Raw genomic sequence first — 16,244 nt, forward strand, 5'->3', positions numbered from 1 at the left:
AATTAACCCTCTTTCTCTATTAGAGTTAGGCAATCCCGAAGGATCGGGCCATATTCGAACTTACCTGAACAGCTGTAAGTACACAAAGCAAGATCTTCTTCATCTAGCTCTAGCGCACCCAATTTTTGAGCTTGCTCGGTGTCATTCACTACTAACGAACGTAACAACTGAGTCGGAAGAATATCTAAAGGCATCAAGCGTTCGAAATTACCTAGCGGCAACATAGTACGATCACTACCGTTTGTCGTTGTCGACATATCAAAAGACTTCTTACCAGTTAACTTAGACAGGAAGACGTTCATGATAGAGTGCTTCTCTACACCAGCACGAAGGTAATGCATCATTTGACGCTCACGACCTTCAAGCAATACAGAAACTTGAGTGTGGTATCGACCTAAGTAAGCGTACGCTCCGAATGCATTACGACCAGAAAGCACAGAACCAGAAATCACACGATTATCACCTTCTGCTAATTCACCTGCAACAAGATCTGTTAGGCTCGCACCGACTACAGTACGTACCAAACGAGGTTTCTTCACTTGTGGGCCAGCAAGAGCAACAACACGCTCAACACTTAATTCACCAGAAACAAACAACTTACCAATCGCAACAACATCTTGGTAATTTACTGACCAAACAGTTTTCTTGTCGCTAACAGGGTCAAGTAAATGAATATGAGTACCGGCAAGACCTGCTGGATGAACACCAGAAAACTCTTCAACAGACACATCAGATGTCGTTGGGATTTTTGCACCCGCTTCTTTACATAAGAATACTTTGCCTTGCGTTAAGCGAGTTAACACAGTTAAACCATCAGCAAAAGCTTCAGCCTGATCCGCTAACACAACTTCAGGAGAAGCTGCTAAAGGGTTGGTATCAATAGCCGTAACAAAAATAGAACTCGGAGCAGAAGCTACTTCAGGTACTTTAGAGAAAGGACGAGTACGGAACACTGTCCACAAACCTGATTCAACAAGGTTCTCTACTACTTTTTCACGTTCTAAATCTTTAAGCTGTGCACCAGAGTATGAAGCAAAGGTTTCTGCCTCATCGCCTTCAAGCTGAATCACTACAGATTGAAAAACGCGTCTCTCACCACGGTTAACAGCACTGATAACGCCTGCTGCAGGGGCGGTATATTTAACACCCTCTGTTTTCTTATCCGTAAAGAGCACCTGACCTTTTTTAACTTTATCGCCTTCCTTAACAAACATGGTCGGTTTCATACCATGGTAGTCAGGGCCGATTACAGCAACGGATTTCACCACCGCCGAATTTTCAATCACTTGATTGGGGGAGCCTGAAATCGGAAGATCAAGGCCTTTTGTAATTTTATACATATGTCTGCCCAACAATAAATTGAACACAAAAGCGTTAAGTATTTTGCTTACACCCCCCCTCCGGGAAAACATGCATAAGCACACAACCGATTTCACTCAGCTGTAAAACACAAACTCACTTCACCAAAAAACCGAAGTATTATAGAGGTCATTGCCAGTCTTGACTACACCATGACAGAGTCTTTGCAGCGCTCCTTGCAAATTGTTTGAGGTGTTTTTGATGCTTTCCTACATTCTCGCTCAAAAAACGCACAAATAAAGCCCCCCCTACCAGCAGTATATAACCCAAGGAAAATCTAGATATATCCCAAGCGACTATCAGATAGACCACAAAACTACCAGACTTCCTAATCTAGACTTCCTAATCTAGACAGCCACCTCTAAACACCAGCAAACACGTCGACTTACGATAACTATCAGCACCTAAAACTAAACAGGGTTTATATGAGTGTAAAAATTTAGGGGGTAGAATCACGGAGTGATGAAGGCTACCTAATCTAGACAGCCACCTCTAAACACCAGCAAACACGTCGACTTACGATAACTATCAGCACCTAAAGCTAAACAGGTTTTATATGAATGTAAAAATTTAGGGGTAGATTCACGGAATGATTAAAGTTGGGTAGGAAACTTAGGATTTAACTGATTAATTAGTCTAATTCACTGTTATTTAGGCACAAAAGGGCTAGAGCACGATAGGCTATTAATTATTAGTTCCACACTACTTCTTTAGACAAGCAGTTTTATTTGCTCACGGCTGGGCTTTCGATGTCGTTGGTGCGACTGACAATAGCAATCAATGGATTGTTCATGACCAACAACACGACCTGTTAGGGCTTCAAAGTATGCAGCGATGCACAACCAGGTTTCTGATGAAACATTCAACCTTTGCAATATAGATAGGCAAGAAACATCGATAACGCCTTGTTTATCTTTTCTAATTATTCGTCCTGTTATGTCGACAAGCTCTAAATAGTCGACCAACTTAAAAGGCAAACCACTTGGCATGTCTTTACGAGGGCTACCCACAAAAGGAAAAAGAGTTTTTGGTTGAGTTTTCATCTCCGCGGCTCCCACTCGCCTTTTTATACTTGTGAAGTCCGACTCTTCAGGCACATTACTTATATTAGAACGTAATGGATTGAGATCCACATAGGCCATACATGCAATTAATGCAGCCTCATCGAGCAAGGCTTGCGACTTAAATCTCCCCTCCCAGAAATGCCCCGTGCAGTTATCCTCGATATTCGCTTTACGGGCAATCGGTTCGTTCAATTCCCGCATAAACCAACTTATATCTGCTAAGCGTTTTCGATATACCATTACCGACGCCTCAACAAACTCCATCACGCTTTTGGGGAGTTTTTCGCCTGCAGTGCATTGCCGAGTAAAATGCGTACCCTGATGGATTTTATGCCAACGCTCCACCACCTCTAAAGATGACCAGCTTTCAGCTTTTTCAGTGTTAATATGCAGCACAACGTGGAGATGGTTACTCATAACAGCATAAGCGCAAATATCCATGGAGAAAACTCCCGCTAGGAACAATAAGCGATTTTCCACCCAACCACGGCGGTGCTCATAACTCGTCCCCGTTACAGTATCTTCGCCACACAAATAAGCACGACGCACACACCGTGAAACACAATGATAATAAGGGGTATCTTCAACACAAACTTGCTGATTTCGAGGCATTGGCATGTCGAATCTCCTCTTCCTTGAGAAAACATAAATTCAGTATAGAAGAGACTGATAAAAAAGCCTGTAAATTTGATATGCCTTGCGTTTACTGGATTTTAAACATGGCTGTCTTAGTTATTTTATTGAAATATCAGCCCCCTCCCCTAAGTCGTATGGGCTGTTAAAGTTGCCAAGCCAGTTTGAAACAGCCACAATGTATGGCGCTAAACAGCGCACTCACTGATCCCCTTTTTCAACGTTAGAAGTCGGTGTAAAAAATCCTCTAGGAAAGTATTTCGTATCATGTCAGATCTTTTATCCATTAATACCAAGCCGGGCTATAAAAACCTTATTGAAGGTTTAGACGGCAGTCGCAAAGCCTTGCAACTACTTGATATCGCAGACCAACATACCACCCCCATTCTTTATATGGTCAATACGGTAGCGGAATTAAATGAATTAGAAGATGAGTTAGCTTTTCTCAACCAGCAAAATCATGAGATTTTGCGTTTTAGTGATTGGGAGACGCTGCCTTACGATGCCTTCTCCCCCCACCAAGACATTATTTCCCAGCGCCTAGAAACTCTTGCCAAACTCAGTGAAAGCAAGAACCCGATCATTCTCACAACCGTGGCGTCGTGTTTGACTCGATTATGCCCAAAACAGCACATTGATGCTCAGCGCTTTCACCTAAAAGAAGGCCAGAACCTTGCTCTAGAAGCCTTATCAAGCAAGCTGACCAGTGCAGGCTATTTGAACGTAGACAATGTTCATCAGCACGGGGAATATTCTGTCCGCGGCGCCTTGATGGATATTTTCCCCATGGGGGCGGAGAATCCCATTAGGCTAGACTGGTTTGATAACGAAATTGACTCTATCCGCTGGTTTGATGCGGAAACTCAGCGCAGTATTAACAAAGTAAAAGAAATCAAAATGTTGCCAGCCAAAGAGTTTCCGGCGACATCCCAAGGCATACAACAGTTTCGACAGGCCTTTCGTGAGCGCTTTGAGATTGACCCACTGTCTAGTCCCATTTATCAAGACATTTCCAGCGGCATTATTCCTGCAGGCATCGAATATTACCTCCCTCTATTCTTTCAGCAAACCGAGAGCATGTTCGACTATTTACCAACAGACACCATAATCGTTCGCTCCGACACCCTAAACGAGCAGCTTGGCAGCATACAGCTGGATTTTCGTAGCCGCCATGAGTCCCTCAATTACGATATTGAACGACCTATTCTAAAACCTGAAGAAATCAACTTAAAAGAGGATGAGTTTTTTAGTCACTTGAATAAATACGCCAATGTGATTTTTTCTGCCCAAGGTCAGCACCCACATTATGAACAATCTGTGGATGTGCGAATCGACTCAAAACACCCACAACCACTTAATAAACTACAAGCCTTTCTGAACAACACCAGCACGCCAGTACTAATTGTGGCAGAAACAGCAGGGCGTCGAGAAGCACTGCTAGAATTACTTAAAAAGCACAAGATCAAACCAAAACAAGTCAATGATTGGCTCACCTTTAAAAACACACCTCAAGCTTTGGCCATTACCGAAGGCGCGATTAATCGTGGCTTTGTTATTCGCAATGAGATAATACTCATCGCCGAAAGTGAGATTCTTGGGGAGCGTGTTGCCCAACACAGAAGGCGCAACAAGCACAGCGATGTCAACGAAGATGCGATTATTCGCAACCTGACAGAGCTAAGATTAAACGCACCTGTAGTGCACATTGATCACGGTGTCGGTCGCTACCTTGGCCTCACCAACCTACAAATCGATGGACAAGAAACCGAACTGCTCACCCTTGGTTATGCCAATGACGCCAAACTCTATGTCCCCGTGTCTTCTTTACAACTTATCTCTCGTTATACTGGCGCCGATGAAGACACCGCGCCACTGCATAAATTAGGCACAGAAAAATGGAGTGTCGCCAAGCAAAAAGCCGCAGAAAAAGCCCGAGACACGGCCGCCGAATTATTAGAAATATACGCCAAACGCGAAGCTCGTGTGGGCTATGCTTTTGCTAAGCCGGATGATCAATATGAAATTTTTGCCGCAGGCTTCCCCTTTGAAGAAACGCCAGATCAGCAAACTGCCATTGATGCCGTCATAACCGACATGGCCGCCCGAAAACCTATGGACAGATTAGTCTGTGGCGATGTGGGCTTTGGTAAAACAGAAGTGGCTATGCGCGCCGCATTTTTAGCGGTACAAGATGGCAAACAGGTGGCGGTTTTAGTGCCAACTACCCTACTAGCTCAACAGCATTATGAAAACTTCTGCGACCGTTTTGCCGACTGGCCAGTGGAAATTGAACTGCTGTCACGCTTCCGTTCTGGCAAACAGTCCAATGCTGCCATAGAGCGCTTAGAATCTGGCAAGGCGGATATTGTTGTAGGCACCCACAAGCTGATTCAAGGGGATATTAAATTCGCCAATTTAGGCTTAGTCATCATAGATGAAGAGCATAGATTTGGGGTGAAGCAAAAGGATCAATTTAAGTCCTTACGAGCTGAGGTGGACATTCTTACCCTCACCGCCACCCCTATTCCAAGAACACTCAACATGTCACTTTCCGGCATTCGTGACTTGTCTATTATTGCCACGCCACCTGCAAAACGCTTATCGGTGAAAACCTTTGTAAAAGAAAAAGATGAGCGCAACATCAAAGAAGCTATCTTGCGAGAGTTACACAGGGGTGGCCAAGTGTATTTCTTACATAATGAAGTACAAACCATTCAAAAAGCCGCTGAAGAGTTAGAAGAACTCATCCCTGAAGCACGGGTTATTGTTGGTCATGGCCAGATGCGCGAACGTGAATTAGAGCAAGTCATGTCCGACTTCTACCATAAGCGCGCTAATGTATTAGTGTGTTCCACTATCATCGAAACCGGTATCGACATCCCTAACGCCAACACCATTATTATTGAACGAGCCGATAAGTTTGGCCTTGCTCAACTTCATCAACTACGTGGTCGTGTAGGGCGCTCTCATCACCAAGCCTACGCTTATTTACTGACACCGAACGATAGAAAAGTCACACCCGATGCAGAAAAGCGTTTGGAGGCCATTACTCTTGCAGACACCTTAGGGGCAGGTTTTACGCTTGCCACTCACGACCTTGAAATCCGTGGCACAGGGGAATTACTGGGGGATGGTCAAAGTGGTCACATTGAACATGTTGGCTTTTCTTTGTTTATGGACATGTTGGATCGAGCGGTGAAGTCACTAAAAAATGGCGAATCTCCTAATGTCGACATTACTTCGCCTAGCCAAACCGACATTAATTTGCGCGTACCCGCCCTCATTCCTGATGATTATCTTGGGGATGTACATTCACGTCTTATCCTTTATAAGCGCATTGCAAGCGCCAGCAGTGAACAGGATTTAAAAGAGCTTCAAGTCGAAATGATTGACCGCTTTGGTCTACTACCAGATGCTACGAAAAATCTATTCCGCCAAACTGGTATTAAGTTAGCGGCTGAAAAACTGGGCATTAATAAGATTGAAGCCAATCAAAAGGAAGGTAAAATCTATTTTAGTAGCCAAACACCTGTTGACCCGATGAAGCTGATACGTTTGATTCAAAGCAAACCAGATCGCTATAAGCTGATAGGCTCTGATACACTTAAATTTATCGCGCCCATGCTAAACGCTGAAGATCGTTTCCAACAAACGACCAAGACATTGGAACTATTACATTGAAATCATTACCCATTACGCTTGCCCTACTAACGCTCTTAAGCCCTCACCTAATGGCTCAAGAGGAAAATATCAATCCGGACACAGCTCGTGCCTACCAAGGCTACTTGCTTACCTTTGTGTGGCCTGAGCGCTACACCAATGAACACGTTGACTATGAAAATGTGCTAACGCTAGATGGCTTGATTCGTGAGTCACTAGACACGGATTTAGACCAGGAACTGTCTGCTGAACAAAAAAGCCAAAGCTTGCCAAGCGTATTTGATGATTTTGATAAAAAGCTTGATAGTCGTGTGCAGATTTTGTCAAACCAGAAATGGACACTGATCTTTAAAGATCGGGGTGATGTCATTCATAAACGTTTCACCAGCCCCGAAAACAAAGACGGCTACCCTGAACTTACGGGGGATATTTCAATTAAGCTAGGCCGTTACCTAGAGTCGGACATTCGTTATAAACATTACTTGTTTGATAGCTTTACACTACCGGCTGACACGGATAGCACAACAGAGTTTTCCGAAAGCCCAGCCCAATTTAAGCAATTTGAGCCAGCACTGGTGTTAAACCTTCGTGAAAAGAATAAAACAGCCAGTAAAAAAGTAAACTATATCGACCATCCGATTCTTGGCACCCTACTCTACTTTGAGCCAATCGAACTTGAAGACGCTATTGAACAAATCGCCCAGCAGTCCTTGCCAGCTGAAACCGGTGCTAGCTTGACCTATGACAGGCTCAATAGCACCAACGAGTTAAGCAACTAGATCTAGATTCCACATAAAAAAAGGCAAGGTGACATCACCTTACCTTCTATGAACGCTCACGATACTCTAATGACTAACGAATGTTAGTAGCCTCGTGTCTGCGTCAGCTTTCCAATCCAGCTAACGGCTTTGGCTTCCACTGCGTTAAAAACAGACAGTCCGACTTTTTCTGCCATGGACTTGGGCTGCTTAAAAGCAACTTGAATAACATCCGCTTGAGCATAGTTTTCAACCAAATAAGCATCACTGGTCATCACACTGTCCACCAGCTTATTATCTAGAGCTTGGCGACCATACCAGGTTTCACCTGTAGCAATGGCATCAATATCCAAAACAGGCCTTTGCTCAGAGACAAAGCTCTTAAAAAGTATATGAGTATCTTCTAAGTCTTGCTTGAATTTCTCACGCCCTTCCTCTGTGTTTTCACCCAACATAGTTAAAGTGCGCTTATATTTGCCCGCCGTATGAAGCTCGACATCAATTAGGCTTTTGTCCAACAATCTATGAACGTTTGGCACTTGAGCCACCACGCCAATGGAGCCAAGGATTGCAAATGGCGCCGCAATAATTTTATCTGCCACACAGGCCATCATGTAACCACCACTGGCAGCAACTTTATCAACACAAACCGTTAACGGAATGCCTGCACTGCGAATACGCTGAAGTTGAGAAGCCGCCAAACCATAACCATGAACAACACCACCACCACTTTCTAAGCGTACCATCACCTCGTCAGTTTTTTGTGCAACACTTAAAATCGCAGTGATCTCTTCACGCATACTGGCTACTGCTGAAGCTTTTATATCGCCATCAAAGTCAATTACGTACAAACGCTTTTTCACTTCTGCGACATCTTCTTTGGTATTCTTAGCCGCTTTTTTATCAAGTTTGGCTTGCTTTTTCTTAGCCTTCTCAGCCGCTTTGGCGGCCTTCTTATCCAACAGTTGAAGATCCAATTCAGCCTTCATAGCGTCGTAGCCGTCGTTTAGCTTAGTGACTACCAGATCGCCAGGACGTGACTTCTTCTTACCATTAGCGACCATTGCGACCACGACAATAATGGCGATTACTATGGTCAGGGTTTTCAGTAAAAAACCGGCATATTCCGTTAAAAAATCCAAATTAGCACCCTTACAAATTTGCTTATGTTGACCTCAATATGGGGACGCATCGCGCAAAAAACAAGCGTTAGACAGCATAAACTCAGTAGATACTGGATGGTTTATCACTTATTATCGGAAAATTAAATTTTTCGTAAAGATTCAAATTAGCCTTTCTTAACAAGGAACTATCAATGCATTCCAACCTCTCAAGAGCTTTTAGCAACAACTTCCTTGGCTCCTCGCCCTTATGGTATAAACAAGCCGTCATCATATTTTTAATCGTCAACCCCATATTACTGGCCGTATTAGGGCCTTTTGTAACAGGCTGGCTATTGATTATCGAGTTTATCTTCACCCTCGGCATGGCGCTCAAATGCTACCCTCTTTTACCCGGTGGACTCATTGCAATAGAAGCTGTTTTATTAGGACTCACTAATTCGGATGGTGTGTACAAGGAAGTTGTCCATAATATTGACGTCATTCTATTGCTGATGTTCATGGTCGCCGGCATTTACTTTATGAAAGATATGCTACTGTTTATCTTTAATAAGTTACTGGTAAAAATTCGCTCTAAAGTGGCTATTTCCTTAGTGTTTAGCTTTGCGGCAGCCATTCTTTCTGCCTTTTTAGATGCCCTCACCGTCACCGCCGTACTGATCAGTGTCAGTGTTGGTTTTTATTCGGTTTATCACAAAGTTGCCTCTGGCCAATCCACAGAAAAGAAACATAATCACGGCGTTGACGATAAAATACTCCCCGTCAACCAAGAAGACCTCGCCCAATTCCGCTCTTTTTTGCGTAGCCTTCTGATGCACGGCGCCGTGGGTACCGCTCTAGGTGGCGTCGCTACGCTAGTAGGCGAACCACAAAACTTACTGATCGCTAAAATTGCAGGTTGGGATTTTGCTGAGTTCTTCCTACACGTTGCGCCGGTATCTGTGCCCGTTTTCTTCTGTGGTTTGGCGACAGTTATTTTTCTTGAGAAGACAAAGTTGTTTGATTACGGCGCCATACTGCCAGAAAATGTACGCAACATTTTGAAAAACTTTGAAGAAGAAGAATCCAAACGCAGTACCAATAAACACAAAGCCAAACTAATCATACAGGGCCTTGTTGCAGTTGTTTTAGTTCTGTCCCTAGCCTTCCATGTAGCAGAAGTCGGCTTGGTTGGTCTTATGGTGATAGTCTTGCTTACGTCTTTTAATGGCGTCACAGAAGAGCATCAAATTGGTCATGCTTTCGAAGAGGCTCTGCCTTTCACTGCATTGCTGGTCGTATTTTTTACTGTCGTGTCTGTTATCCATGAGCAACATTTGTTCCAGCCCATCATTGATGTGGTACTGAACATGCCAACACATTCGCAACCAATCATGTTCTTTATTGCCAACGGTGTACTTTCTGCCATCAGTGATAACGTATTCGTGGCGACGGTTTACATCAGTGAAGTTAAGGCGGCTTTAGATGCAGGCACTATTAGCCGTGAACACTTCAACACCCTAGCAGTGGCCATTAACACCGGCACTAACTTACCAAGTGTTGCGACCCCTAACGGTCAAGCGGCCTTCTTGTTCTTGCTGACCTCGGCAATCGCACCATTACTAAGATTATCCTACGGCAAAATGGTGTGGATGGCCCTGCCATACACAATCGTGCTTAGCCTTGTAGGTGGTTTGTGTGTGTTTTACTTCCTATAACTAGAGGTAAACGCCCATAAAACCAAAAAACCTCACTTCAAAATTAATTGGAGTGAGGTTTTTTATTTTCTGTCGCACGTTTTAGTGCTTAATACGCCACAAAGACTGCCCCGACTTTTTATCGATAAGATCTAAACGCTCTTCATGCATTTTAAGCTCATCATCACTGGCGCGTATGACTTTAAGCATGGGCCTGTCCGCAGACAGACGGCGAATTTCACCAGCGCTTTCTTCTGCTCCAGAACCTGAATCCGAATGGCTGCTTAAACCAAGATTGGTTTGTCCACCCGTCATTAATAGGTAAACATCCGCTAAGATTTCGGAGTCTAATAGGGCCCCGTGTAATTCGCGATGAGAGTTATCAATACCGTATCGCTTACACAGTATGTCTAGGTTGTTTTTCTGACCCGGGTGTTTCTTACGCGCAAACACTAGGCTGTCAAATACGCCACACACCTCAGCGGTTTTCGGATAGCCGCCGAGCTTGGCAAACTCGTGATCCATAAAGCCAATATCAAACGGAGCATTATGAATGATGAGCTCAGCCCCTTTAATAAAATCGAAAAAGTCTTGGGCAATCTCATGGAAACGGGGCTTGTCCGCAAGAAATTCATTGCTAATACCGTGAACGCGGAACGCCTCTTCTTCTACTTCTCGATCTGGATTGATGTAAACATGAAAATGACGCTTAGTAAGCTTGCGATCAATCATTTCCACACAACCGATCTCGATAATGCGATGACCTTGTTTGGGGTCAATACCCGTCGTTTCAGTATCCAGTACGACCTGCCTCATGATTTCGCCCTTAATTCATCAATCCCTTGATTAGCCAATTGGTCGGCAATTTCATTGCCTTCAATTCCAGCATGACCTTTCACCCATTTCCACGTCACTTCGTGGTTCTGGCATTGTTCATCCAATGCCTGCCATAAATCTTTATTTTTCACTGGTTGCTTTGAGGCCGTTTTCCAGCCTTTTCTTTTCCAGCCCGCCAGCCATTCCGTAATACCTTTTTGTACATAGGAAGAGTCAGTGTAAAGCGTGACTTGGCAAGTCTCTTTCAGAGCTCGTAAACCTTCGATCGCCCCTAATAATTCCATGCGGTTGTTCGTGGTTTCTAATTCGCCACCACACAGGCGCTTTTCGTGCTCACCAAAGGTCAACCAAGCCCCCCAACCACCAATACCTGGGTTACCTTTACAAGCGCCATCTGTGTACATTACAACGTTTTTCAATGTTTCATCTCTTTTGCTGTTGGTTTCGTTAAATGTGGTACTCGAACACGAGCGCCAGACCAACGAGGTTTTATTGGGATAAAATGCCTTACTTGTTTAGTTGCCGTCAGTACATAGACGCCGCTAAAAGGCAATTTCAATGGTTTAAGCAGCCTGTCCAGCCACTGACAGCGCTGATACCATTTTGGATTTTGTACAGGCGGTGAATAATGCAAAAAGACTTTCCTTTCTAACGTAAGACCCGCCACTTTCAGCCAATCTTCCAACCGCTTGTGGGCAATGAAGCGCCCACACCAAGGGGCTTTCACACGCTTGGAAAAAAGCCGTCTGATGCCCCAAAAACTCCATGGATTAAAACCAACCACCACCAATTTACCACTGGGCAATAAAGTTCTAGCCGCTTCACGCAAATCATCATGGGGCGTTAATGATAAATCTAATGTATGGTGCAATACATGCAAATCAACCCCGTCTGATTCGAAAGGCAATTCATTTGCCTTAGCGATTACAGCATGACCGGGCGTACCAAATTCAATATCTGGCGCAACGATTATTTGCTCACGTATACGATGATTGCGAAAAGACAAATCTTTTACAGGTGACTGCACAATAAGATAATAACCTACGGCATTATCCAGCTCACTTTCAACTTGAGTGGTTTCTTGCTGCTTTAATTGCTCGCCTAGCTCGCTTTCGTACCACTTTTGAAAAAATTGTCTTGCTTGATCATCCAACATACAATGGGTTCTCTTTTTCAAAGATTGGCGACTTTATTATTGTTTCAAGCCAATTATAGCCCCTTAATACAGCCTTACAGGTACCGTATGACTCTTATTCCATTAGCCGCCTTTCATGACAATTATATCTGGATAATTGAGGATAAAGATAGCTCAGGTATCTGGGCGGTCGACCCTGGAGACGCCAAGGTGGTGCTCAATTTTTGTCAATCCCAGCAAAAGAATCTCGAAGGTATTTTGATTACACATCACCACAAGGATCACACAGGTGGTGTACAAAAGCTCAAGCAAACCTTTGACTGCCAAGTCATTGGCCCTAAACACCTGAGCCATTTGATCACCCGTGGAGTGGAGCAGGACGACATAATCGAGATCTATGGGCGTCAATATCTGACTCTAGAAACCCCAGCCCACACACTGGATCATATTTGCTATTTTTCAAATGCAGAAACACCGGTCTTACTCAGTGGTGACACTCTCTTTAAAGGTGGTTGTGGCCGCCTAATGGAAGGCACACCAGAGCAAATGCTCAATGCGATGGACAAGCTCAAACAGTTGCCTGATCACACTTTGGTTTATTGTACCCACGAGTACACCTTAGCGAATTATCGATTTGCTTTGTCACTAGAACCTGAAAATGAAACTCTAATTGCAGAAAACCAAGACTGCCAAGTCTTGCGTGAAAAACAAACGATCACATTGCCAAGCAGCATTGCTCTAGAAAAAGCCACTAACCCTTTTATGCGATCTCACCTACACCCAATCGTTACGCGAGCGGCTCAGCAATTAAACGAGACACCCGCTACTGCTTCTATTGAGGCCTTTGCTCAGGTGAGAAGAGCAAAAGATACTTTTAGTTGACCTCAGGAATGACACCTTTAAAATGTCCCAACTTAATTAAAAATGTGGATTTCATGACTAACAAGTTAATTTGGGCACTATTATTGAGCCTACTACTAAGTGGCTGTCAGGCCCTTAGTCCATCGAAGACTCAAAATGATGACTCAACATCTCTTGAAGAAGCTGAAGTCCTTGAGATTGAAGACGAAGCATCCGGACTTATCGATAATGTCGAACCTATCAGTCAAGCTGAAACCGACCTTACCGCAGACGACGCCGTAGAATCTGTCGATGAAATCATCGAACCCGAAGTCGTTGTTGCTCCTAAACCAAAGAAACCCGAAGACCTTTGGCAAAGAGTACGTGCAGGTTATCAACTGGATTTAGATTACGACAAACCAAGATTATTTTCCCAACTACGCTGGTACAGCTCACACCTATCCTATTTAGATAGAGTTTCAAAACGTGGTGAACGCTACCTTCACTATATAGTGACAGAATTAGAAAAAGCAGGATTACCAACAGAAATTGCCCTATTACCTATAGTCGAGAGTGGTTTTGACCCATTTGGCTACAGCCATGGTCGCGCCTCTGGTCCTTGGCAATTTATTCCTTCAACAGGAAAGATGTATGGCTTAGATCAAACTTGGTGGTATGACGGTCGTCGTGACATTATCGGCTCCACCCAAGCGGCCATTGCTTATTTAACACGCCTTAACAAGATGTTTGATGGCAATTGGTTGCATGCACTGGCTTCTTACAACTCCGGCGAAGGCACGGTGATGCGTGCGATTCGCAAAAACAAGAAGGCGAATAAGCCGACAGACTTTTGGTCTTTGGACTTACCTGCGGAAACACGAGCTTATGTACCTAAACTGATTGCCTTAGCAAAAATTATTAAAGATCCGGCTAAGTACAATTATGAAACCTACTTCATTGCCAACAAACCTTATTTTGAGGTGGTGAATATCGGTGGTCAGCTAGACCTTGCACAAGCAGCGGAAATGGCCGACATCAGCATTGATGAGGTTTACCTACTTAATCCTGGCTTCAACCAATGGGCAACGTCACCAGAAGGCCCTCACCGTTTGTTGATGCCAGTCAGTAAAGCCAAACAATTTCGTACCAAGCTTGCTGGAATTCCCGCTCAAGATCGCGTTACCTGGGTAAGATATACAGTCAAAGCTGGCGATAATCTGCTATTGGTTGCGAAGAATCACAACACTACCGTCAATGTTCTGCAAGACGTAAATAAGATGTCTTCTACCTTGATTCGTGTGGGTCAGGAGTTAATGATTCCGGTTGCTGGCAATAAGATTGAAAGCTACACCTTAAGCTCTCATCAGCGTCTTCTAGCCAAACAATCTCGAGCACCTAGCTCGAACCGAATCAAGATCAATCACGTTGTGAAATCAGGTGAAAGCCTTTGGTTAATTGCTAACAAATACGACACAGACAGTAAAACACTTGCCCGCTGGAACAGCATGGGTCTAGGTGACCCGTTAATGCCGGGTAAAAAGCTTGTGGTGTGGTTAACACCGAAAAAACAAGTTAATACTAGCCAACGAAGTGTGGTGAAAAAAGTGGTTTATACCTTAAGGTCAGGCGATTCTCTTGGCAAGGTAGCCCAGAAGTTCAAGGTATCCGTCAGTGATATTCGCAAATGGAACCCTGTGGTTGGCAGTAAAAAATATGTGCAACCTGGTGACAAGGTTACTCTATTAGTGAACGTGGTTGGCGGTTAAGCCGTATATCATTCTTCAAAGCATAAAAAAGGGGTCGATACATCGACCCCTTTTTTATGGCAATATCACGATTATTCGTAGCGACATAGATAAGCGGTCATTTCTGTTACCTTCACTTCAAAGCTTTGATTCGCTTCCACAATAAAGGTTTCTTGCTTGTTGAACGTCTGCCAGTCATCTTGGCCGGGCAACTTAACCGTTAGAGAGCCAGAAACCACTGTCATGTATTCTTTTTGACTGGTGCCAAACTCGTATTCACCTACCGCCATCACCCCTAGGGTAGATACACCCTCTGCATTGTTTAGGGCAATAGATTTCACTTGATCATTAAAATAGCTGTTTACTTGTAATGCTTCACTCATTCATTCGATCTCTATACAGGGGTTAAAAATACATTTACAGGGTTAAGCCGTGCGTTTAGCTATTTGCTACTACCGGCCATTTCTTCAATAATCCACTCTTTGAACGCTGACATGGCAGGGCTCACCGCACGACGGCGCTCATATACTAAGTAAAAAGATCGATCGGTGATTAAATGCTCATCGAATAAAACTTTTAAGGTGCCAGCTTCAATTTCAGGTTCCACTAATTCAGGGTCCGCTAAGGAAATACCCAAGCCTTGTGCCGCCGCCCCAGCAGTTAACGAGCCGCTAGAAAACATTAAGCCTCGGCGAAACAGTTTTGGATCCAGATCATGCTGTTGAAGCCAATCGTGCCACTCGTCTTTTCGCTTAGTGACATGTAACAAAGGATAGAAGCGCATGTCTTCTGGCTTTTCTATGGGTTGCTCGGGCTTAATTAGCTTAGGGTTACAGACAGGAGCTAGTCTTGCCGGACGCAAGTAATGGGTGTCTACACCTTGCCAATCATCATTACCAAAATATACCGCCATATCAATATCGCCCGCTTCAAAATCGATCACCCCCATTGAGGAGCTAATCTCAATTTGAATGTCTGGGTAACGGCTTTGGAAACGCCCCATGCGAGGCATCAACCAACGCGTTAGAAACGCTGGTGGGACAGATAACCGCAAAGAGCCAATTTGTTGTTTGCTCTTCAGCTCTGCTGTGGCACTTTCCAGTTGTTCAAAGATATTGCGAATAGGTCCAAGATAAAATTCACCCGCCTCGGTTAATACAACTTTTCGCTTTGTACGGCGAAACAATTCGATACCAAGAAAGCTTTCCAGGCCTTTAATCTGGTGACTAATCGCTGAGGGGGTCACTGAAAGTTCTTGAGCAGCTTTATTAAAGCTGCCATGGCGTGCAGCCGACTCAAAACACTTCAGAGAATTTAATGGCGGTAAACGATTAATAAGCCTATCTCCAATAGATAAGAAAGATTGATGAATAGCTTGTAACGACCCTACTTGTCAATCTTCCTTACTCATTTATC

At 44.0% G+C, this 16,244-nt stretch carries 13 protein-coding genes; 5 read left to right on the forward strand and 8 right to left on the reverse strand.

From position 1 onward, the window contains the following. Nucleotides 1-2: 2 nt before the first annotated feature. Together ABJF92_RS10020 and ABJF92_RS10025 are read right to left on the reverse strand one after the other, a co-directional pair. The gene (locus tag ABJF92_RS10020; protein ID WP_446815655.1) at nt 3-1,340 is read right to left on the reverse strand and encodes a Na(+)-translocating NADH-quinone reductase subunit A; all 1,338 of its coding nucleotides are present in this window, start codon (nt 1,338-1,340) and stop codon (nt 3-5) included. Between the two features lie 729 nt (nt 1,341-2,069). Beyond that, nucleotides 2,070-3,041, reverse strand: a complete 972-nt coding sequence (locus ABJF92_RS10025) for a transposase (protein ID WP_446815656.1) — start codon at nt 3,039-3,041, stop codon at nt 2,070-2,072. Nucleotides 3,042-3,323: 282 nt separating this feature from the next. On the opposite strand from ABJF92_RS10025, the gene mfd reads away from it, so the two are divergent. Then, nucleotides 3,324-6,737 carry a transcription-repair coupling factor gene (gene mfd / locus ABJF92_RS10030; RefSeq protein ID WP_446815657.1) on the forward strand — a complete coding sequence of 1,138 codons (3,414 nt, stop codon included), beginning with the start codon at nt 3,324-3,326 and terminating at the stop codon, nt 6,735-6,737. Further along, nucleotides 6,734-7,495 (forward strand): hypothetical protein, encoded by a 762-nt coding sequence (locus tag ABJF92_RS10035; protein WP_446815658.1) that lies wholly within the window; start codon nt 6,734-6,736, stop codon nt 7,493-7,495. The genes mfd and ABJF92_RS10035 overlap by 4 nt, the downstream gene beginning before the upstream one ends. Nucleotides 7,496-7,578: 83 nt before the next feature. Here ABJF92_RS10035 and sohB read toward each other — a convergent pair whose 3' ends face one another. Then, nucleotides 7,579-8,616 (reverse strand): protease SohB, encoded by a 1,038-nt coding sequence (gene sohB, locus ABJF92_RS10040; protein WP_446815659.1) that lies wholly within the window; start codon nt 8,614-8,616, stop codon nt 7,579-7,581. 173 nt (nt 8,617-8,789) lie between these two features. Here sohB and nhaB point away from each other — a divergent pair, with 173 nt between their 5' ends. Further along, nucleotides 8,790-10,292: a sodium/proton antiporter NhaB gene (gene nhaB, locus ABJF92_RS10045; protein WP_446815660.1), complete on the forward strand. Its 1,503-nt coding sequence runs from the start codon at nt 8,790-8,792 to the stop codon at nt 10,290-10,292. Between the two features lie 81 nt (nt 10,293-10,373). Here the strand turns inward: nhaB and dnaQ are convergent, their stop codons facing one another. From dnaQ to ABJF92_RS10060, 3 genes are read right to left on the reverse strand one after another with little or no spacing between them, the layout of a single operon-like run. Beyond that, the gene (gene dnaQ, locus ABJF92_RS10050) at nt 10,374-11,087 is read right to left on the reverse strand and encodes a DNA polymerase III subunit epsilon (RefSeq protein WP_446815661.1); all 714 of its coding nucleotides are present in this window, start codon (nt 11,085-11,087) and stop codon (nt 10,374-10,376) included. Further along, nucleotides 11,084-11,527: a ribonuclease HI gene (rnhA, locus tag ABJF92_RS10055; protein ID WP_446815662.1), complete on the reverse strand. Its 444-nt coding sequence runs from the start codon at nt 11,525-11,527 to the stop codon at nt 11,084-11,086. The genes dnaQ and rnhA overlap by 4 nt, the downstream gene beginning before the upstream one ends. Then, nucleotides 11,524-12,264, reverse strand: a complete 741-nt coding sequence (locus ABJF92_RS10060) for a class I SAM-dependent methyltransferase (protein WP_446815663.1) — start codon at nt 12,262-12,264, stop codon at nt 11,524-11,526. The genes rnhA and ABJF92_RS10060 overlap by 4 nt, the downstream gene beginning before the upstream one ends. 87 nt (nt 12,265-12,351) lie before the next feature. Between ABJF92_RS10060 and gloB the strand changes: the two genes are divergently transcribed. Both gloB and ABJF92_RS10070 read left to right on the forward strand, forming a co-directional pair. Further along, nucleotides 12,352-13,125 (forward strand): hydroxyacylglutathione hydrolase, encoded by a 774-nt coding sequence (gene gloB / locus ABJF92_RS10065; RefSeq protein ID WP_446815664.1) that lies wholly within the window; start codon nt 12,352-12,354, stop codon nt 13,123-13,125. 53 nt (nt 13,126-13,178) lie between these two features. Beyond that, complete coding sequence (locus tag ABJF92_RS10070; RefSeq protein WP_446815665.1) at nt 13,179-14,849, forward strand: LysM peptidoglycan-binding domain-containing protein; 1,671 nt, start codon at nt 13,179-13,181, stop codon at nt 14,847-14,849. 71 nt (nt 14,850-14,920) lie between these two features. Here the strand turns inward: ABJF92_RS10070 and ppnP are convergent, their stop codons facing one another. Both ppnP and gcvA read right to left on the reverse strand, forming a co-directional pair. Beyond that, the gene (gene ppnP, locus ABJF92_RS10075; protein ID WP_446815666.1) at nt 14,921-15,211 is read right to left on the reverse strand and encodes a pyrimidine/purine nucleoside phosphorylase; all 291 of its coding nucleotides are present in this window, start codon (nt 15,209-15,211) and stop codon (nt 14,921-14,923) included. 59 nt (nt 15,212-15,270) lie between these two features. Further along, nucleotides 15,271-16,164: a transcriptional regulator GcvA gene (gene gcvA, locus ABJF92_RS10080; protein ID WP_446816471.1), complete on the reverse strand. Its 894-nt coding sequence runs from the start codon at nt 16,162-16,164 to the stop codon at nt 15,271-15,273. Nucleotides 16,165-16,244: the final 80 nt, after the last annotated feature.

This window comes from Marinomonas sp. (genome assembly GCF_039940335.1).
Classification (GTDB): Bacteria; Pseudomonadota; Gammaproteobacteria; order Pseudomonadales; family Marinomonadaceae; genus Marinomonas.